We start from the raw sequence: 17,798 nt of genomic DNA on the forward strand, positions 1-17,798 counted from the left end.
GTATAAAGCCTCATTATAATAAGCAACGCAACCTGATTAAACTAAAAAATATTTAAATAGGTTCTATTGCTATATGCACTTAATCATAAACTGTTACAAAGCCATCTACCCATTGACGTTCGTTTAATACAACCTTCCCAATACCAAAATTATCTACCCCATGAACAATAAATATATCCCAAGTACTATATTTTTCTTTTGCTAATACAGCATATTCATAGTCACTAAATACACCTAAAGTTCCACCCACTGTATATATTGCATCAACATCATACCCATACCACAATATAAAAACTTCATTATTTTTGATAAGATCATCTACACTATAATTTCTTGGTACTCCATCATTTAAAACAAATTCCTCAATATAAAAGTTTTCATCGCAAAATTCTCTAAATCCCGGAAGTTGTTTAGCTAACATTATTGCATTTTCTGCTAAATCTTTAGTCAAAAAATGACCTAAACCAAAATACTCTGTATATGGTAATGTATCATCTTTTTTATATTTAGCTACGGCTTCATATATAGTTGTATTCATATTCTCTAACCTTTCTATATATTCAATTCGCAAAAGCCTATCTCAAAATACCCCATTAATAAAATTGTGCGGGTATATCATTACTGATTTCACCTAATGATTAATTATCGTTAATAAGATAATCTCCGGTACTAAAGCTAAAGCAACTACCTCCGAATCAATAGTAACAGATGTTATATCCGTATTTCATATAGTATTAAAAATAATTATTAGTGCAAATATAACTAATATAGGTATTACGGAATAAAAATCTTTTTTTGCTTTTTTTATAAGCATAGGCTTATTCTCTAAAGCAAGTGAATAATCACCTTTAACAGCTAAAATTCTTAGATATAATTCTAAGCCCCAATTTAATATTCCTATAACGGCCAAAAGATGAATTAAATTATCACCATCATACGGAACATTAATAAGAATAAAAACTAAACAGCCTATTCCTATTTCAGTATATAACATAAATTTAGAGCGCTTAATTTGTTCCTTACCTAATATAAAATAAGGATTTCTAATAAAAAATAGAGAATATAAACATAGTAAAAAAAATGAAAGACCTAGCCTCATAAGTTTCTCCATTAATGTAATTAGAACTTATTTTTATCGAATAGTAATATTTTATTATTTAGTTACGAAAATAAACAAAAATAATCATGCATAGCATCATAAAGAGAACTGGCAAAACAGAATAAAAATCTTGTTTTGCTTTTTTTATCAATATTGCTTTAATTTCAGACGATAAGTTAGAATCTTCTTTAATAGCCGGAATTCTTAACCACATTTCTAGAAAACACATAGTTACCATTCCCAACTGCAATAAAAATTTGAATGTTTTAAAATATCCCGAAAAAAGTGTATAGAAGAAAATTATTCCACCCATTAAAAGCTCTGATATTAATAAATATCTCGACCGTTTAATTTTTATTTTATTCAATGAAAAATAAGGATTTTTAATAAAATACATACAATATAAGAATACTAAAAACCCCACAAAAACGATTATTATCATGCAATTCTCCACTAGTTATATTACTCTTAATAAAATTATAAATTGTATGTTTTACAAAAACAATATACGTAACATAAATAAAAAGGATCTATAATAAATGTTGGGGTGTTCACCCTACGAGTCTTGTTTGGCACCAATCATATGTATGGTTGGTGCCATTCTTTTTGCTCAAAAGTAGAATACGTACTCTAAATCTACCAAAGTGGCGAAGTCCATAGCTTATTCGTTTTAATACCTTAATCTTGTTGTTAGTTCCTTCTGTGTATCCATTAGAATATGGAAGTAAGAATGCATTAGTTAATTGAGTCATCCATACAGGAAATGATGTAAAGAAGTTATTAAATTCTTTCAAACCAGATGCTTTCACTAATTCTAACCAATGGGTTAAATGTGCAGCTATTCCTTGTTTGCCATAGGTTGAAAAGATTTTTCTAAAAGAGTGATCATGGAACAATAGCGTAATACTGTAGTAATAGATATATCACACTCTTTAGCAATAGCAGTATAGGTTAAACTTTCAGCAAGTTTATCAAATAGCAATTTAATATTGGTTATACTTAGTTGCATATGTTTTCGTATAAATGGATTGTTCTCGGCAAAAGAGTGCTTACAATGAGGGCAAATATATCGACGTTGTCTGTATTTTCCAATTAATGGTCCTCGTTGCACTTTTCCAAATTTTACCGTACGTATGCGGTAATCTTTAATACGCTCTGTAGTTTCTCCGCATTTTGGGCAAATATGTGGTGTTACCGGTAATTCTATGTCAAAAATAAATGTTCCGTCCAATTCGTAGCTGTTTGTAATAAACTCTTGTTTTACATTATGTAAAAATTCAGTATAATCAGTAGTAGGCATATAAGCTCACATCCTTTCTTTAGGACTTTGACACTTTTATTGTAAAGTATGTGAGCCTTGTATGCTTATTTTTTTTGCAAAAAAATAATGTTGGAAGTGACACCGTAGTGGTGTCACCCCAACATTTATTATAGAACCACAAATAATCGTATTGAAAATGGAGTAAATGCTCAACTAAGAAGTATGTTACGAGTTCATAGGGAACCTTCACTTGAAAGAAGACTAAAAGCGGTCTATTGGTGGTTCTATATGCACTCACCAAGACCGCTTTCTATTTCAGATATATTAAATTGTATACCTACAGATGAATCGATTGCTGCTATCTATAAACGGTTATCTGATTATTGCCAAATAGATCGTTCAATCTCTCAATGGGGTGATGCTCCTGTTTGGAATGAGCTACATATGTCTACAGATTTTCTAACTTATTGGGATTAGTCACACACACTTTTTGTCCTATAACCCTAGAATACTGTACAACCGCCTTCTATTAGAACCCAATAATTCTAACTACGCACAAATTATTTTTTACTAATGTATTGATCTCTTAATTGTAATAAAATAATTTTCTCATCTTCTCCAATTTGATCTATACTATTTAGAATTATTAGATGTTCTCCATAAACATGTTTTAAGATTGAAACAGCTGAATCTCTAGCTTTTTTACCCGCAATACTTTCATCAAAATAAACTTGTATATCATTAGTTTCTTTATCAATAATAATAAAGCCACTTACATTAAATATTAAAATTTTTGTAGGTGTATTTTTTACACCTCTCACATCATTCGTAATAATAAGATGATTATCTAAATCCAAAAAAGTAGCTTCATAGCCGGAACGGTACCACCTTTTATTAAAGTATTGTGCATTATGCTCAGAGTCCATTAACATTTTTTCAAAATTATCTAAATCTTCTTTTGAAAAATCATATAGTGTATTCTTCTTATTAACAACCATCTTAGATTTTGGATGATAGGTTTTAAAAGGTCCACTTTCATCTCCATAAATCTCGAACTCTAAAACATCTAAAATATGATTTTTGATATCATATCGACCAATTCCATCATAGCCTAAATAATAATAGTAAGATTTAGTGGGATATACTGCTAAAATTCGGTTAGAAATTGATTCATCAATTGAGGTGTCTACTAATTCTTGAGACTGTGTGGAAACAACTATATTATTATGGGCCACTTGATGATAATGATGATATATAGCTATACTAAGACTTACAATAGCTATCAGTATAAAAATATAAGCTTTTTTCATATAAACTCTCTACCAAGCTAACTAATAAAATTTAACAATAGTCCTATTATGCTTTGTCGAAATATCTCAATCACAACCAGATTAAACTAAAAAATACCTTAAACTAAAGTACTCTGTATATGGTAATGTATCATCTTTTTACAAATCCCTATAACGGCCAAAAAATAAATTAAATTAATCCCCATATACGGAAGAAATTTTACCAACCACAAATCGCTAATAAGATTAGTAAAATGCTCTGCCCAACAGACACAGTAATTCGACCTTTTCCTATAATACTAATGCCATAGCTTTTCCCTTTCTTGCACATAAAATATTCATTGAGATTTTGCTTTAATGCAAATATTTCTCCCCAAAGAAGGACTGCAAGTATTAACGAAAAAATAGAAAAACTATGTAAAATCGTCCCCCAAAAAATAACCATTAATTCAAGCATTAATAATTGACCTAATTGTATCATCGTAAGAAGAAGACTTCTCTTAGTATTTGCGCCTGCAATAGTTATTGTATTATTCCGTATAATATATATTGCATACATACCAAGTAAAATACTACATAAGATACGTCCAGCGTTCATAATCTCTCCTAACTCCACTAATACATTTCTGAACAACTTTACCTATATAACCATTCATTAATTATTACGATTAGCGCATAACTAATAGCATGGATTCCATTTGTAAAAGTTAGTAATAATATACAATCATAAATTCATTCATGTTAATAGGTTTTACAGATAATTTTAATACTTCTCCACTAGTTTCTTTTTGAAATGTATTAGCCTCTATTTGCTGCCATCCATTTAAAGCTAAAGATTTTTCTATTGTATCCATATTACTATTACTTAGTGCATCAACAATAAAGTATGGTCTAACACTACCAAGTTCATATTTAAAAGGATAGATGGCATTGATAGTAAAATGCTCACGATGATCAAAACGCTTATATTCATTCCAAATAAGAGCTTGTCTACCAGAATAAATGGATTCCAATGTATTATCTATTTTCTCTAATACAAGAGCACCACAAAATGAACCTATGATTATTCCTACTACAAATATAATTATTTTTAATTTATTAATAACGACCTTATCGCAAACCATCTTTATCAATCCACCATTTTATATTTAATTCGTATAAAGTCTTCTTTCAACTGGACTCTAATGCTATTGGTATTAAGACCTTCACTAATTTTGTCCTTATTATCATTTATATCATCTAAGAATCTACTTTGATTATACTTTGCCTTAAAGTCAGTATAGTCAGAATTCTTCACCATAAACTTATCACCAACGCGAGTCCAATTTATCTCATCAATCAAATCCTCTTTGTAAAGAGAATATCCATATTTAATTAATGCAAAATAGTTGTCATTATAATGACAATATCGAGTAGTGATGCCGACAATTATGATTAGTATAAAGGCTGCAGCAATGCCAATAAGCAGATATTTTAATAATTTGGGCCCAATTTCTTTTAATAAACCTATATGCATATATTTTATTAGACTCCATCTTCTCATTATAAACACTCGTAATATTTACAATGCTTCTCTAATATACGATTAGTATCAAACGAACTCTAAAAGACAATTGATTAAACTTAGATTTTAGATTCTTATATATTTCCATAATTACTCCATATGACGTAATACTTTTAGAGTCTAGCAAAAGCAAAATCTTTACTTGTTTATGTAATCTTACTCAAATTCGTTAATCAAATATAAATCTTGCTTTAATAGTACGAAAACATCAATTCTTCAATCTACTAATTATGACTACTTTCACACAACAATTTTAATTGTTGTAACGCCTCTCTATTAAATTCTTCTGACTGATAAGTTATTGACTGATCTAAAGCACGAGTATATATACCTTCTGGAAGCTTTATAATCACATCATTTTTTACATCATAAAAGAAAGGTTCATAATCTGTAATATGATTGCTATATCGACTAGGATTAACTAACAAATTAGGAGCAAAAAAGTCAGGTTCTCCATTATCTGACTCTATTTCCAACAACACAACATCACCAACACTCCCAAAGTTATATAGTGGACCTTTAGTCAGTTTTCGATATTCACCAGTATTTAAATCATATATTTCTCCAAATCTTTTCTTCTCAGGCATTCTAGTTAATACAAGATATGAACTGTTAATAATGCCATTATATGTCGAATATGAATCTAAAGAGATAAGATTAACAGTATTTTGAAGATTTCTTACAACATTAGAACTATCCATATAAACATATCCATATAAAGATGGTGAGAATATAAACTGATTTTTATATGAAAACTCTTGACTAACTAATTGAAATGCAAACTTTTCTCTTTCTGATTGATATATTTTTTGGTTCATAATAACTAATATGTTATCTTTATCCAACACAATCTGATATCGCTTCGCATCATTTTCAATTATAGGTAACGCATATAAATCCATAGCATTATTAGCAATACGTAAAATGCTCCAAGTATGATTCTTCTCTTCTAACAACAAGTATAGAGCCTCATTATTATAAGCAACATACCTTATAGCTGAATCAAATTTTTTAGCAATGGAATGAAGATCAATAGTCTCATAATCATTAAAATTTCTCACATTATAAACAGTTAAAACATGAGAATCTAATCGTACTAAACTCCCTTGTAAATCCATATCAATTCTTTTGGACTGATTATTATGCAAATAATAACCAATCATCACTAAAAGAGCTACAATAAGAATAATCATTGCATAGAATTTTGAACTTTTTTTCATATAAACTCTCTATCAAGCTAAATAATAAAACTTAACAATAGCCCTAATATGCTTTGTCGAAATATCTCAATCACAACCAGATTAAACTAAAAAATACATTAATTTAATCTTAATTAAATTGTAAACTGTATATTTTACAAAAACAATGGGTTATAGGACAAAACAATATACGTAACATAAATAAAAAAGCTATTATATCCAAACCAATATCATATGTTTGGATATAATAGCTTTAATGCTATCAACCTTTATTTAATTAGCGACTTCCTAAAGGAAATTCAGGATCAGGTTCGTTTGTCATACAATCAAAACTTATCATTTTTTCCCGCGACTCACTGCAAGGTTTGCCCCCAACAGTCCTCCCCTATTGATATGAGGATGGCGATGTGAGGTACCTTCTTTGATAGATGTTATACGAGATCGTTGAAATTTTTCAAACACTGTATCCAGTTCTCGCAAGAGAACCTTCTTTTGCGATGCTTTTAATTCATACAAGTCCCCTTTGAACTTAATATGTGTATCCTTCACAGCGGTGCTAATGTCATAAATGCGTTCTTGCTGTTCATTATTAACATTCACGAGTTCATCTAAGGTCAGCTCATAGTAACGAGCCAACGCGCACAGTGTATCGAGGTCTGGTTCTCTATAGCCAGTCTCGTAATTGGATAATGCCGCATTACTAATACCTACAGCCTTGGCGACTTCGATTTGGCTCTTTCCCATGCGTACACGAGCCCGTTTTAAGTTCTTGTAAAATTGCATGTTCATCACCTACATCGATTACGTCAAAAGAATATTACAGTGTTTCACTGATAATTTTGAAAGCTTCTTCTGCGACAGCCAATGTTTTATCGATTTCTGCGCCCTTATGGCACATGGATACGAAGTTGCTTTCAAATGGACTTGGCGCATAGTAAATACCATGGCTCAAGTTATGATGGAAGAATGTCTTGAAATGGTCCGCATTGCATGCACTAGCGTCATCAAAATTGTGAACCGGTTTATCTGTAAAGAACAAGGTAAACATAGAACCCACACGTTGCACCACCGCTGGCACATTGTATTTCTTAGCCAATTCTTCAAGACCATTACACAATGCCTTAGTGCTATCTTCCACTTGTTTAAAGATGGTTGGGTCTCGTTGCAACATAGATAATGTAGCAAGGCCTGCCGTTACAGCCACAGGATTACCACTCAAAGTACCGGCTTGGTAAATAGGGCCGGATGGTGCTACTTCGCTCATGATTTTGCTAGAACCGCCAAATACAGCAAGAGGCATACCACCGCCAACGATTTTACCAAGGCAAGTCAAGTCGGGTTTAATATTGTATAGTTTTTGTGCACCACCGCTGCTAGCCCGGAATCCACACATAACTTCGTCAAAGATTAATAGGGCACCATGCGCCTTTGTTACATCGCGCAAGGTTTCAAGGAATCCTTCTACTGGAGGCACACAGCCCATATTGCCTGCTACCGGTTCTACGATAATACAAGCAATGGTATCACCCATTTCATCGAATAATTGTTTAACTGCATCAATATCATTGTATGGCAATGTGATGGTATTTTCTGCGACGCCCTTTGGTACGCCTGGGCTATCTGGCACGCCGAATGTAGCGAGGCCAGAGCCGGCTTTCACCAATAGAGAATCACTATGACCATGGTAACAGCCAACAAATTTAACGATACGGTCGCGGCCCGTATACCCACGAGCTACGCGTAATGCGCTCATGGTCGCCTCTGTACCAGAGTTAACGAGACGGACCATTTCCATAGATGGCATGAAGGCTTGGATTTTCTTAGCCAATTCCGTTTCTAACAGTGTAGGCGCACCATAGCTTGTACCACGAGGAATAGCCTCTTGTAGACTAGCTACGACCTCTGGGTTCGCATGGCCCAAAATCATAGGGCCCCAGCTCAACACATAGTCTATGTATTCGTTGTTATCGATATCATAGATGCGGCTGCCACTAGCGGAGCTAATAAATGGAGGGTTTGAGCCTACACTACGATAGGAGCGAACAGGACTATTAACGCCACCTGGCATATATCGTTTCGCTTCATCAAACGCTTTTTCTGATTTACCTAGTTGTAACATAGTCACTCCTTATTGTTTAAGCCAACGTGCCACATCAAGGGCATGGTATGTAATGATAATCTTAGCACCAGCCCGTTTCATAGAGAGCATCGTTTCCATTACGAGGCGTTGTTCATCAATGAGACCAGCGGCTGCAGCCGTTTTAACCATTGCATATTCGCCGGATACATTGTAGACAGCCAATGGTAATTCATAACGATCACGGGCTTCGCGAACGATATCCAAATAGCATAATGCCGGTTTAATCATGATAATATCCGTACCTTCGGCGATATCGAGTTCAATTTCACGCATTGCTTCTAAGCGATTAGCTGGATCCATTTGATAGGATTTACGGTCCCCAAATTGAGGAGCTGAATTAACGGCGCCACGGAATGGACCATAGTAGGCAGATGCATATTTTGCAGCATAGCTCATAATGGATACATTGGTGAAACCAGCTTCATCAAGAGCTTCACGAATAGCACCTACACGGCCATCCATCATATCTGATGGCGCCACCATATGAGCACCTGCTTGTGCTTGGCTAACCGCAACCTTGCACAATAGAGGCAATGTTTCATCATTTAAAATTTCGTGATGATCAATCATGCCGCAGTGACCAGTAGATGTATATTGACATAAGCATACGTCCGCAATGACCAATAGATTTGGCACCGCTTCACGAATGGCTTTAATCGCTTGTTGTACCGGTTGTTCCATATCCCATGCGGAGGAACCTTGTTCATCCTTATAGGTAGGGATGCCAAAGATTTCTACACCACGAATACCGAGGTCATAAGCCTCTTGCGCCACCTTTACCGCTTCGTCTACGGATAAATGGTATTGTCCTGGTAATGTATCGATTTCTTTTTTAATTCCTTCACCAGGAACGATGAATAATGGATAAATCAAATCAGTTGTATCTAATGTTGTTTCTCGTACTAAATCACGCATTTCTGGAGAAGTGCGCAAACGGCGAGGACGATAGGTTAAATCGTACATAGTAAATTTCCTTCTTCCGTTTAATAATGACAGTATATTAGTTAGCGCAGTCTTTCACGATTGTGTCTACAAGACCTTCTGTCGTATATACAGGACTAATGATATCTACCTTTAAACCTGCACTCATAGCCGTAGCGGCCGTAATAGGTCCGATACATGCAATCTTTGTATGTTCTAATAGTGAAAGTGCATCCTCACCCAATAAATCTAACGTATTGGTAACTGTAGAGGAGCTAGTAAATGTAATATAGTCGACATGACCATGTTGCAATGCATCTATTAATGCCTCTTGTTGAGATGTATCTTGTTGCGTTTCATACAAGCGCAAAATATCTACGTCGATATCTAAGTGACGCAATTCACGAGGAATCACTTCACGAGCCTTCTTAGGTTGAATTAATAGCACTGTATGTCTAGGTTTAACATGCTGTTTCAATGCATCAACAACAGATTCAGCCTTATAATCTACAGGGATAATATCCGGCGTAATGCCATAATTCGTCAACGCCTTAGCTGTGGCACTGCCGATAGCACATACCTTAGCATAACCTAAGGAACGCGCATCCTTGCCTTCTCCGTACAATGCATCAAAGAAGTAGCGTACCCCTTCAGCGGATGTGAATACGACACAAGAATAGCGATCTACGCCATGTAATAAACGTTTATCTTCATCAAATAATTCTACAGGCTCTGTTTTAATAGCTGCTGCTTGGATAACATTGGCTCCTTGATTCATGAGCATATCGCGGAATTTGCTAGCTTGAGAGCGAGCACGAGTAACTACAATCGTTTTGCCGAATAATGGCTTGTTATCGAACCATTGCAATTGTTCACGCAAGTTTACAACATCGCCTACGACGATGATGGCTGGTGCTTTTAGTTGTGCCTTTTCCACGTCTTCTACAACATGTTCTAGTGTGGAAACAAGCACCTCTTGAACAGGTTTAGTACCCCAGCGAATGAGGGCCACTGGCGTATTAGCAGGACGGCCATGAGCCATCAATTTTTCTGCAATCGTAGATAAATTGCCTACGCCCATGACAAAGCAAAGGGTATCCACTGCTGTAGCAAGACCTTCCCAATGGATGCCAGACACCGCTTTTGTTGGGTCTTCATGACCGGTAACAACAGCAAAGGATGTCGCCATAGCGCGTTGTGTTACAGGAATACCAGCATAGGCAGGCGCTGCGATAGGCGATGTAACACCAGGTACAAATTCAAAAGGAACACCGGCCTCACGAAGGGCCATTGCCTCTTCACCGCCACGGCCAAATACGAGTGGGTCTCCACCTTTTAAGCGGGCTACGATTTTGCCTTCTTTGCCCTTTTTCACCAATAGTTCGTTGATTTCCCATTGGTGCATGGTGTGGTCTTTGCATTGTTTCCCTGCATAAATCAACTCTGCATCAGGACGAGCCCATTCTAATAGATGAGCATCTGCTAAATAGTCATACACGATAACATCTGCACGTTCGATGCATTCCTTACCTTTTACGGTGATTAATTTAGAATCTCCAGGGCCTGCGCCGATCAAATATACTAAACCTGTCATTTTATGATTCCCTCCTTAACAAGGGCTTCCACAATGTGTTTGCCCCCTTCTTCATATAAGGCTTTCGCAAGGTTTTTGCCTAACATAACCCCTTTCTTAGCAGGTCCAGACAATTCTCCTTCATATACAGTTTTACCATCCAAGGACGCAATAAGCGCTTTCAAATTAAGCTGTCCTTTTTCAACAATTCCATATACGCCCATCGGCACTTGGCAACCCCCATTGAGTTGGTTCAAGAAACTACGTTCCCCCTCTACGGCAAGGCGTGTTGGTTCGTCGTCTATTTTTGAAAGTATGTCTAACATCTCAGTATCGTCACTGCGACATTCAATAGCCAAAGCACCTTGCCCCACAGCAGGAATCATTTCATCCGCCGTAAAGACTTGTGTGATTCTATCATCTAAACCTAGCCGTTTAAGGCCTGCTTGTGCCAATACGACACCATCGAGACCTTCCGTTTCAATCTTGCCAAGACGGGTTTGCACATTGCCGCGAATCACTTCGATGCGTAAATCTGGACGGCGATGCAATAGTTGGGCTTGTCGGCGTAAACTACTGGTACCAATGCGAGCACCTTCTGGTAATTGGTCCAATGTTTTATATTTAGGACTGACCAAAGCATCAAAAGGGACTTCTCGTTTTGAAATAGCACCTAATGTAAGGCCGTCTGATAATTCCGTAGGCATATCCTTTAAACTATGAACGGCGATATCGATATCACCAGCATGCATAGCCGCCTCTAATTCAGCAGTGAATAAACCTTTGCCACCTACTTCGGCAAGGGGCTTATTCAAAATGCGGTCCCCTTTCGTATTAAAATGGACTAGTTCCACTGTAACACCAGGGTATAAGCGTTGCAATTCACTTTTTACATATTCTGACTGCCATAAGGCAAGAGCACTCTTTCGAGTCCCAATTCTAATGTGGTTCCTCATACTACGAGCCTTCTTTCTCGAGATTAAACATATCTTTGAATAAATCCCAATATAAACCTTCTTCTTGTGTACCGGCAATTTCATTGAAATGAATCATCGGTTCTCTTAGCATTTTTCTAACGATCATACGACTCATAGAATCAATGATGCGACGCTCTTTATCGGAAATATCCGGCAATTTAGCCAGTGCTCGATGTAATTCACGGCGACGAATGCGGTCAGCCTTATCCGTCAATAATGCCATCATAGGACGTACGGATAAATAACTAAACTTTTCTAACACTTCATCGATAGCTTCGTGAATAATCGGTTCAGCCCGTTTCGCCTCTTCCTCGCGTTGTTGTTTATTTTCTTCTACAACGCTTTCTAGAGCATCAATATTGAATAGATACACACCTTCGATATCCGCAACGACAGGATCAATATCACGTGGCACTGCAATATCAATCATCACGATGGGACGTCCATGACGCAATGCGGCAATCCGTTTGGCCTCTTTTTCACCAATAATATAATGCGGTGCCCCCGTTGATGTAATGATGATATCTGCATGTTCTGCTTGTTCTACATAGTGATCTAATTTAATGGCTTGACCATTAAATTTCTTCGCCAATGCTTCCGCTTTGGTAAAAGTTCGATTTGATACGAATATGGTTTTTACGCCCTTTGATTGTAAGTGTGTAGCTGTTAACTCACTCATGGTACCAGCCCCTAAGATGAGGACTGTTGCTTCTGAAAGTGGTTTATCTAGGCTATCTTCCGCCAAGTTAACCGCCGTGTAGCTAACAGACACAGGTGTATTCGCAATGCCTGTATTGGTCCGAACCTTTTTACCAACGCTAATAGCGCGTTGGAACAAGATATTAAATACGGTTCCCGTAAAGCCTGCACTATAGGCCGCGATATAGGCACCTTTCAATTGACTAAGGATTTGACCTTCCCCCAATACTAGGGAGTCAAGGCTAGCAGATACGCGGAATAGATGTTCTATACACGCTTTCTCTTCATAGAAGAAAAATGCGGATTCATCAATTGTATCGGCATGTTTTAAATGCTTTAATACATCGAGCATATACGCTTTAGGAGATTGTACATCTTCTAATACGGCATAAATTTCCGTACGATTGCAAGTCGATAGAATGACGCATTCTGAAATTTTTTCGTATTCATAGAGTCGATTTAAGGCGCTTTCTACCTCGTTTTTTTCAAACGAGAAACGTTCACGCACCTCAACGGCAGCACTTCTATGATTTAGTCCTAATACCACTAATTGCATGGTGTAGTTTCTCCTCTATCAAAGGCCATTGTCCCTTAAGAATAGCCTGAAATTCAGATTCGCCTAGATGAGTGCGCCAAAAACGGCTACGCTCCTCTACGCTAGGGATAAGTAACTTTACCTCTTCCCTCATAATTTTAAGTCTCGGTATGGCAATTTGCAATATATTATAACGATTCATCATATCTTGTTTCACAAGACGATTAATACGGGGTCCCCCATTATTAGCACTAATCGCAACATGCAAATCACCCATATCGATTGTTGATGGTACTGTGAAATCACAAGCTGTAGCATTATCGGCACGATTGACTAGTATGCCATTATTGCGTGCTATAGCTTCGATATAATCATTAACAGCTTTATTATCTGTACAGATAAACAATAATTTACATTGTTTTACAATGTCTATATGGTCATCGCTAAACACTGTATTGTGCCAAATAAATCTGTTATCCTCATGCCAAGCTTTCATCTGATCTGTTATAACGGGGCTAATGACAATGCATTGACAGGGCTCGTCTAAGCATAATGCTAGACGTCGTTCAGCCACGGCGCCACCACCTACAAATAAAATGGTATCACTTGCTGTAGTTTGTAATGTTAGAGATATCATAATGAACCTCGCATAATTGATGATACCGCTTATGTATACCTACATATGGAACTATAGATATACATAAGCGGTATAAAAAATCGGCTTGATGAATCAAGCCGATTGCTTATTTGCTTACATAAATCGTTTAAGGTAAACGCCGATACGTCCCTTACGGGATGTGCCCGTAATAGCCTCTACCTTCATTCGGCCACGACCACGCATAGATATGATGTCCCCTTCTTTGACCTCTTGGGATGGCCCCTTTGCAGGTTGCCAATTTACTTGCAATAAACCGGCATTTACAGCACTCACCAATTTGGTACGGGATACGCTAAAGCCAGAGCTTGCTACCGCATCCAATCGAAGTGATGCAACGGTAGTACGCACTTCTTTAATCTTTTCTTCTTTTGGTGCTATCTCATCTAACTCCATCGGAGTTACAGATACAGCAACCATAGCGATTTTTGTAAAATTTTGCACTACAAAATCTGCTACAGTGCTATCTACGAGAATTTGTGCGCCCCCTTGGCCCATGATAATATCGCCAAATTTAGAGCGATCAATGCCAAGTCCCATTAAAGAACCAAGCACATCACGATGATTTAACAGTCTAAATCGTGGATCCCAAGATACCTTCAAGGGAATGATCCCCATATCTACTGTACCTTGAAAATGACTATCTACAAAGGCGATACGAATACGTTCCGCCCCTTCATAGCCGCCATAGGATTGAACGAGTAATTCAGGATAAGCCGCCTTAATTGCATCGGCAATAACAAGTCCTGCAGGACTTGTAAAGTCACATACGCGATACGGTTTTCCCTTTACTACTTGTTCTGCTAAATCAAGCATACGGCGCGCTTCTTCACCGCTACCGCTTGCTTCAAAATATCTAATTAATTTACTAGTATCAGCCATTATTTCCCCAATTCATTGGAACGAGCTAAACAAGCAACAACCCCATCTTGTAGGGCACTGCGCAAGCCACCTTTTTCCATAGCTCCAATGCCAGCAATCGTAGTGCCGCCAGGACTAGTCACTTGATCGCGCAATATAGCAGGATGTGTACCGGATTCCAATGCCATTTTACCGGCCCCATACATCGTTTGGGCAGCCGCCTTAATCGCCAATTGACGAGGTAATCCAATGCGGACTCCCGCATCAGCCAAGGCATCTAAAATGACAAACATATATCCTGGGCCGGCACCAGACAAAGCGCCTAATCGATCTAGGTCGGCTTCACTGACAACGGCTACTTCGCCAACGGCGTTAAATAAAGCCTCAACAAAAGTAGTATCAGCATCGTTATCCGCTGTTAACGCTGTCATGCCACAACCAATAGATGCTGGAGTATTCGGCATGGCACGGTACAATACCGCGGTTGGTAATGCTTTGCGCAAGGTGTCTAATGTTACGCCAGCTGCCACAGATATAACCGTAGCACCCGCTTTCACAGACGTTAATTGGCTCAATACAGATGGTAATACCTGTGGTTTAACAGCGAGGATAATCGTGTCAAACTGCGCCATATCAGGTAATTCTACAAAACCTGTAACACCCAATTCGTCAACTAATTCGTCGCGATGTTCAGGGCGACGCACTACGATTGATACATCATCTCTACGTAATATACCTTGTGAAAGTGCGCCTCGTAAAAGGGCACCACCCATGGCGCCTACGCCTATACATACTGTTTTTCCCAACATAGTATCACCACTTTTTCTATACTGGATTATTTATTTTGCCAGTTAAATTCTTGTTGCTCAGTTGTTCCACTTTCAGATTCATTATTATAATCAATGGATACATTAACAGGTACGCACATAAAAATGTCTTTGCCTACCTTTTCCAATTTGCCATCTAATGCAAATGTTGCACCAGATACAAAATCAACGATGCGAGCTGCTTCGTGAGGATCTGTATTTTCAAAGTTAATCAATACAGGGCGCATGTCACGCAATTGATGAGTGATACTTTCAGAATCTTCAAAAACCTTAGGTTCGATAACAACTACTTTCATGGCTGTTGGACGTTGTGTCATAGTGGATGTGCCTCCTACCTTACGTGGATGGAACTCAGATGCAGCTGCTGTTGGTGCTACTGGTGGCACGTCCTCTGCATAGTCCTCATCATCTTCATATTCATACTCATCATCATAATCATAACGGTCATCATTATTAATGCCGATAAAATTTTTGATTTTTTGCCATTGTTCTCCCATAGACATGGTGATCCTCCTAATATACTCACACTGTTATATTCCCAATTAGTTATATACACGTTCCCCAAAGATGGCAGTGCCTACACGCACGATGTTAGCCCCTTCTTGTAAGGCTATTTCAAAGTCATGTGTCATCCCCATCGACAAATATTGTATATCCCCATCAGGGAAATACCCTTTCATATCTTCATACAAAGCATGTGCTACTCTAAAGATAGGTCTTGCATCCTCCGGATTTTCGAAAAACGGAGCCATGCACATCAACCCTTTAACGCGTACATGCGGTAAGGTCTTCGCATAGTCTCGTATGTCAGGAAAATCCTCTACGGACATACCAGACTTACTCGCTTCGCGAGCTACATTGACTTGTAACAATATGTCTTGTACTTTATCATGCTTAGCAGCAACCTTTTCGATTTCATCTAATAGTTTCTTACTATCTACAGAATGGATCAAATCAAACATCGGTACCGCTTGACGAACCTTATTAACTTGTAAATGGCCAATTAAATGCCATACCAATTTAGGTCCTGCATAAAGCATTTGTTTTTCTTTTGCCTCTTGCACGCGATTTTCGCCTACATGAGTGCATCCAAGGCGAGCCACTTCCTCTACAGCCGTTACAGGATGGTTCTTTGTAACCGCAACAAGTAACGCCGTATCCGTGCGCCCTACGCTAGCCATTGCATCAGCCATGCGTTGTTGGATTTTATGAAGGGATTCTTCAATCATATGATCCTCCCATATAGTAACGTATAAATAAATATCCTATAGACTTATATTATATAATATTTAACCAATAATGTATATCTTTACCGTTTTTCGAGCATACCAAATAATGCCATACGCCCTGTTTTGCCATGTTCACGACGATAGGAAAAACAATTCTCATCGGTCATACTATCGGTACCACCAATACAGATTTGGTCCTTTGGAACACCTCGTCGGAACAAATCTTCTTCGATAAATCGCCATAAATCAACATGTGGTGTCGCTTTCGACGCACCATCTCTAACGATATATCGGACCAATTCATTACTATTGGCATCAGTTATTTTCTTCCACTCGTCTGTGAAAGTGTCTGCCAGTTCTTGATTAACCTCAAAGGATTCAGGTCCAATGCTAGGACCTAAATATACATAGCAGTCTTTAAAGCGCGTACCAAAATCTCGTTGCATCGCCTCTATGGTGATAACCGGTAGATGGCCTATAGCACCGCGCCAACCTGCATGAACAGTAGCCACCACATGATGCACAGGATCGTAAATCCCTACCGGTACGCAATCTGCAGTAAATAAGAATAATGGAACATTTGGTATATCCGTATAGATGGCATCACAATCTGGAATAGCGGTATCAGAACTCATAGCACCAGCACCAATTAAATCTTCTGTAATGCGTACCGCATTAAGGCCATGCACTTGATTACCACAGGTAATGCGGTCTGGCGATACACCTAAATGATCAGCCACAATGCTGCGGTTATCTAATACATCTTGTAATGAATCTCCTATGTGAGTCGCTAAATTTAGAGATTCACATGTTTTTTTAGATACACCGCCATGACGATATGTATCCCCCATAACCAGAGGAAATTGATTGGCCCAGTTAGGCATTTCAAAAGACCATTTACGATCATCATTTGTATTTACATTTACAACAGTAATATCCATACGACTGTTCCTCTACTATTTATTTCTC

Annotated in this window: 22 protein-coding genes and 1 pseudogene; 1 reads left to right on the forward strand and 22 read right to left on the reverse strand. The window is 37.6% G+C overall.

The window, feature by feature from the left end:
* Nucleotides 1-79: 79 nt before the first annotated feature.
* From VIHSUH07_RS03835 to VIHSUH07_RS09730, 5 genes are all read right to left on the reverse strand, one after another.
* Nucleotides 80-538, reverse strand: coding sequence for a hypothetical protein (locus VIHSUH07_RS03835; RefSeq protein ID WP_105083971.1), 459 nt, complete (start codon nucleotides 536-538; stop codon nucleotides 80-82).
* A 186-nt stretch (nucleotides 539-724) separates the two neighbouring features.
* Nucleotides 725-1,111, reverse strand: a complete 387-nt coding sequence (locus VIHSUH07_RS03840; protein WP_233187815.1) for a hypothetical protein — start codon at nucleotides 1,109-1,111, stop codon at nucleotides 725-727.
* A 46-nt stretch (nucleotides 1,112-1,157) separates the two neighbouring features.
* Nucleotides 1,158-1,541 carry a hypothetical protein gene (locus tag VIHSUH07_RS03845; RefSeq protein WP_105083973.1) on the reverse strand — a complete coding sequence of 128 codons (384 nt, stop codon included), beginning with the start codon at nucleotides 1,539-1,541 and terminating at the stop codon, nucleotides 1,158-1,160.
* A 109-nt stretch (nucleotides 1,542-1,650) separates the two neighbouring features.
* Nucleotides 1,651-1,995 (reverse strand): transposase, encoded by a 345-nt coding sequence (locus tag VIHSUH07_RS09725; protein WP_233187816.1) that lies wholly within the window; start codon nucleotides 1,993-1,995, stop codon nucleotides 1,651-1,653.
* Entirely contained in the window at nucleotides 1,938-2,399 is a 462-nt protein-coding gene (locus VIHSUH07_RS09730; protein ID WP_233187817.1) for a transposase family protein, read from the reverse strand. Before VIHSUH07_RS09730 ends, VIHSUH07_RS09725 begins: the two co-directional genes overlap by 58 nt.
* Before the next feature lie 135 nt (nucleotides 2,400-2,534).
* Between VIHSUH07_RS09730 and VIHSUH07_RS03855 the strand changes: the two are divergent.
* Nucleotides 2,535-2,837: pseudogene (locus VIHSUH07_RS03855) on the forward strand (IS256 family transposase); the annotation flags it as partial.
* Nucleotides 2,838-2,920: 83 nt separating this feature from the next.
* Here the strand turns inward: VIHSUH07_RS03855 and VIHSUH07_RS03860 are convergent.
* From VIHSUH07_RS03860 to pgeF, 17 genes are all read right to left on the reverse strand, one after another.
* Complete coding sequence (locus VIHSUH07_RS03860; RefSeq protein ID WP_105083974.1) at nucleotides 2,921-3,670, reverse strand: hypothetical protein; 750 nt, start codon at nucleotides 3,668-3,670, stop codon at nucleotides 2,921-2,923.
* A 199-nt stretch (nucleotides 3,671-3,869) separates the two neighbouring features.
* Nucleotides 3,870-4,247: a hypothetical protein gene (locus tag VIHSUH07_RS03865; RefSeq protein ID WP_105083975.1), complete on the reverse strand. Its 378-nt coding sequence runs from the start codon at nucleotides 4,245-4,247 to the stop codon at nucleotides 3,870-3,872.
* A gap of 109 nt (nucleotides 4,248-4,356) precedes the next feature.
* On the reverse strand, nucleotides 4,357-4,773 hold the full coding sequence (locus VIHSUH07_RS03870; RefSeq protein WP_105083976.1) for a hypothetical protein: 417 nt from the start codon (nucleotides 4,771-4,773) through the stop codon (nucleotides 4,357-4,359).
* A 5-nt stretch (nucleotides 4,774-4,778) separates the two neighbouring features.
* Nucleotides 4,779-5,192: a hypothetical protein gene (locus VIHSUH07_RS03875; protein WP_199176830.1), complete on the reverse strand. Its 414-nt coding sequence runs from the start codon at nucleotides 5,190-5,192 to the stop codon at nucleotides 4,779-4,781.
* Nucleotides 5,193-5,437: 245 nt separating this feature from the next.
* Entirely contained in the window at nucleotides 5,438-6,433 is a 996-nt protein-coding gene (locus tag VIHSUH07_RS03880) for a hypothetical protein (RefSeq protein WP_105083977.1), read from the reverse strand.
* A gap of 315 nt (nucleotides 6,434-6,748) precedes the next feature.
* Nucleotides 6,749-7,195: a helix-turn-helix domain-containing protein gene (locus VIHSUH07_RS03885; RefSeq protein WP_016476528.1), complete on the reverse strand. Its 447-nt coding sequence runs from the start codon at nucleotides 7,193-7,195 to the stop codon at nucleotides 6,749-6,751.
* A gap of 34 nt (nucleotides 7,196-7,229) precedes the next feature.
* Entirely contained in the window at nucleotides 7,230-8,531 is a 1,302-nt protein-coding gene (gene hemL / locus VIHSUH07_RS03890; RefSeq protein ID WP_105083978.1) for a glutamate-1-semialdehyde 2,1-aminomutase, read from the reverse strand.
* 9 nt (nucleotides 8,532-8,540) lie between these two features.
* The gene (hemB, locus tag VIHSUH07_RS03895; RefSeq protein WP_005380358.1) at nucleotides 8,541-9,515 is read right to left on the reverse strand and encodes a porphobilinogen synthase; all 975 of its coding nucleotides are present in this window, start codon (nucleotides 9,513-9,515) and stop codon (nucleotides 8,541-8,543) included.
* A gap of 37 nt (nucleotides 9,516-9,552) precedes the next feature.
* Complete coding sequence (cobA, locus tag VIHSUH07_RS03900) at nucleotides 9,553-11,067, reverse strand: uroporphyrinogen-III C-methyltransferase (RefSeq protein WP_105083979.1); 1,515 nt, start codon at nucleotides 11,065-11,067, stop codon at nucleotides 9,553-9,555.
* Complete coding sequence (gene hemC, locus VIHSUH07_RS03905; protein ID WP_105083980.1) at nucleotides 11,064-12,002, reverse strand: hydroxymethylbilane synthase; 939 nt, start codon at nucleotides 12,000-12,002, stop codon at nucleotides 11,064-11,066. Before hemC ends, cobA begins: the two co-directional genes overlap by 4 nt.
* Nucleotide 12,003: 1 nt before the next feature.
* The gene (gene hemA, locus VIHSUH07_RS03910; RefSeq protein ID WP_105083981.1) at nucleotides 12,004-13,278 is read right to left on the reverse strand and encodes a glutamyl-tRNA reductase; all 1,275 of its coding nucleotides are present in this window, start codon (nucleotides 13,276-13,278) and stop codon (nucleotides 12,004-12,006) included.
* The gene (locus VIHSUH07_RS03915; RefSeq protein ID WP_105083982.1) at nucleotides 13,247-13,894 is read right to left on the reverse strand and encodes a precorrin-2 dehydrogenase/sirohydrochlorin ferrochelatase family protein; all 648 of its coding nucleotides are present in this window, start codon (nucleotides 13,892-13,894) and stop codon (nucleotides 13,247-13,249) included. The genes hemA and VIHSUH07_RS03915 overlap by 32 nt, the downstream gene beginning before the upstream one ends.
* A 114-nt stretch (nucleotides 13,895-14,008) precedes the next feature.
* On the reverse strand, nucleotides 14,009-14,794 hold the full coding sequence (locus tag VIHSUH07_RS03920; RefSeq protein ID WP_105083983.1) for a YlmH family RNA-binding protein: 786 nt from the start codon (nucleotides 14,792-14,794) through the stop codon (nucleotides 14,009-14,011).
* Nucleotides 14,794-15,582, reverse strand: a complete 789-nt coding sequence (gene proC / locus VIHSUH07_RS03925; RefSeq protein WP_105083984.1) for a pyrroline-5-carboxylate reductase — start codon at nucleotides 15,580-15,582, stop codon at nucleotides 14,794-14,796. Before proC ends, VIHSUH07_RS03920 begins: the two co-directional genes overlap by 1 nt.
* A 26-nt stretch (nucleotides 15,583-15,608) precedes the next feature.
* On the reverse strand, nucleotides 15,609-16,103 hold the full coding sequence (locus VIHSUH07_RS03930; RefSeq protein WP_005375690.1) for a cell division protein SepF: 495 nt from the start codon (nucleotides 16,101-16,103) through the stop codon (nucleotides 15,609-15,611).
* Nucleotides 16,104-16,142: 39 nt separating this feature from the next.
* Entirely contained in the window at nucleotides 16,143-16,829 is a 687-nt protein-coding gene (locus VIHSUH07_RS03935; RefSeq protein ID WP_105083985.1) for a YggS family pyridoxal phosphate-dependent enzyme, read from the reverse strand.
* Between the two features lie 80 nt (nucleotides 16,830-16,909).
* Nucleotides 16,910-17,770 carry a peptidoglycan editing factor PgeF gene (gene pgeF / locus VIHSUH07_RS03940; RefSeq protein ID WP_105083986.1) on the reverse strand — a complete coding sequence of 287 codons (861 nt, stop codon included), beginning with the start codon at nucleotides 17,768-17,770 and terminating at the stop codon, nucleotides 16,910-16,912.
* Nucleotides 17,771-17,798: the final 28 nt, after the last annotated feature.

The organism is Veillonella sp. T34266-5 (genome assembly GCF_002959815.1).
Classification (GTDB): Bacteria; Bacillota; Negativicutes; order Veillonellales; family Veillonellaceae; genus Veillonella; species Veillonella atypica.

What these genes read in the sequence shown, in the direction of transcription:
- VIHSUH07_RS03920 (WP_105083983.1), bottom strand. Translation starts at nt 14,794, where the DNA reads ATGGCTGATACTAGTAAATTAATTAGATATTTTGAAGCAAGCGGTAGC.
- pgeF (WP_105083986.1), bottom strand. Translation starts at nt 17,770, where the DNA reads ATGGATATTACTGTTGTAAATGTAAATACAAATGATGATCGTAAATGG.
- VIHSUH07_RS03885 (WP_016476528.1), bottom strand. Translation starts at nt 7,195, where the DNA reads ATGCAATTTTACAAGAACTTAAAACGGGCTCGTGTACGCATGGGAAAG.
- hemL (WP_105083978.1), bottom strand. Translation starts at nt 8,531, where the DNA reads ATGTTACAACTAGGTAAATCAGAAAAAGCGTTTGATGAAGCGAAACGA.
- VIHSUH07_RS03870 (WP_105083976.1), bottom strand. Translation starts at nt 4,773, where the DNA reads ATGGTTTGCGATAAGGTCGTTATTAATAAATTAAAAATAATTATATTT.
- VIHSUH07_RS03865 (WP_105083975.1), bottom strand. Translation starts at nt 4,247, where the DNA reads ATGAACGCTGGACGTATCTTATGTAGTATTTTACTTGGTATGTATGCA.
- hemC (WP_105083980.1), bottom strand. Translation starts at nt 12,002, where the DNA reads ATGAGGAACCACATTAGAATTGGGACTCGAAAGAGTGCTCTTGCCTTA.
- VIHSUH07_RS03935 (WP_105083985.1), bottom strand. Translation starts at nt 16,829, where the DNA reads ATGATTGAAGAATCCCTTCATAAAATCCAACAACGCATGGCTGATGCA.
- VIHSUH07_RS03930 (WP_005375690.1), bottom strand. Translation starts at nt 16,103, where the DNA reads ATGTCTATGGGAGAACAATGGCAAAAAATCAAAAATTTTATCGGCATT.
- cobA (WP_105083979.1), bottom strand. Translation starts at nt 11,067, where the DNA reads ATGACAGGTTTAGTATATTTGATCGGCGCAGGCCCTGGAGATTCTAAA.
- VIHSUH07_RS03880 (WP_105083977.1), bottom strand. Translation starts at nt 6,433, where the DNA reads ATGAAAAAAAGTTCAAAATTCTATGCAATGATTATTCTTATTGTAGCT.
- VIHSUH07_RS09730 (WP_233187817.1), bottom strand. Translation starts at nt 2,399, where the DNA reads ATGCCTACTACTGATTATACTGAATTTTTACATAATGTAAAACAAGAG.
- VIHSUH07_RS03875 (WP_199176830.1), bottom strand. Translation starts at nt 5,192, where the DNA reads ATGAGAAGATGGAGTCTAATAAAATATATGCATATAGGTTTATTAAAA.
- proC (WP_105083984.1), bottom strand. Translation starts at nt 15,582, where the DNA reads ATGTTGGGAAAAACAGTATGTATAGGCGTAGGCGCCATGGGTGGTGCC.
- VIHSUH07_RS03845 (WP_105083973.1), bottom strand. Translation starts at nt 1,541, where the DNA reads ATGATAATAATCGTTTTTGTGGGGTTTTTAGTATTCTTATATTGTATG.
- VIHSUH07_RS03915 (WP_105083982.1), bottom strand. Translation starts at nt 13,894, where the DNA reads ATGATATCTCTAACATTACAAACTACAGCAAGTGATACCATTTTATTT.
- VIHSUH07_RS03840 (WP_233187815.1), bottom strand. Translation starts at nt 1,111, where the DNA reads ATGGAGAAACTTATGAGGCTAGGTCTTTCATTTTTTTTACTATGTTTA.
- VIHSUH07_RS03860 (WP_105083974.1), bottom strand. Translation starts at nt 3,670, where the DNA reads ATGAAAAAAGCTTATATTTTTATACTGATAGCTATTGTAAGTCTTAGT.
- hemB (WP_005380358.1), bottom strand. Translation starts at nt 9,515, where the DNA reads ATGTACGATTTAACCTATCGTCCTCGCCGTTTGCGCACTTCTCCAGAA.
- VIHSUH07_RS03835 (WP_105083971.1), bottom strand. Translation starts at nt 538, where the DNA reads ATGAATACAACTATATATGAAGCCGTAGCTAAATATAAAAAAGATGAT.
- hemA (WP_105083981.1), bottom strand. Translation starts at nt 13,278, where the DNA reads ATGCAATTAGTGGTATTAGGACTAAATCATAGAAGTGCTGCCGTTGAG.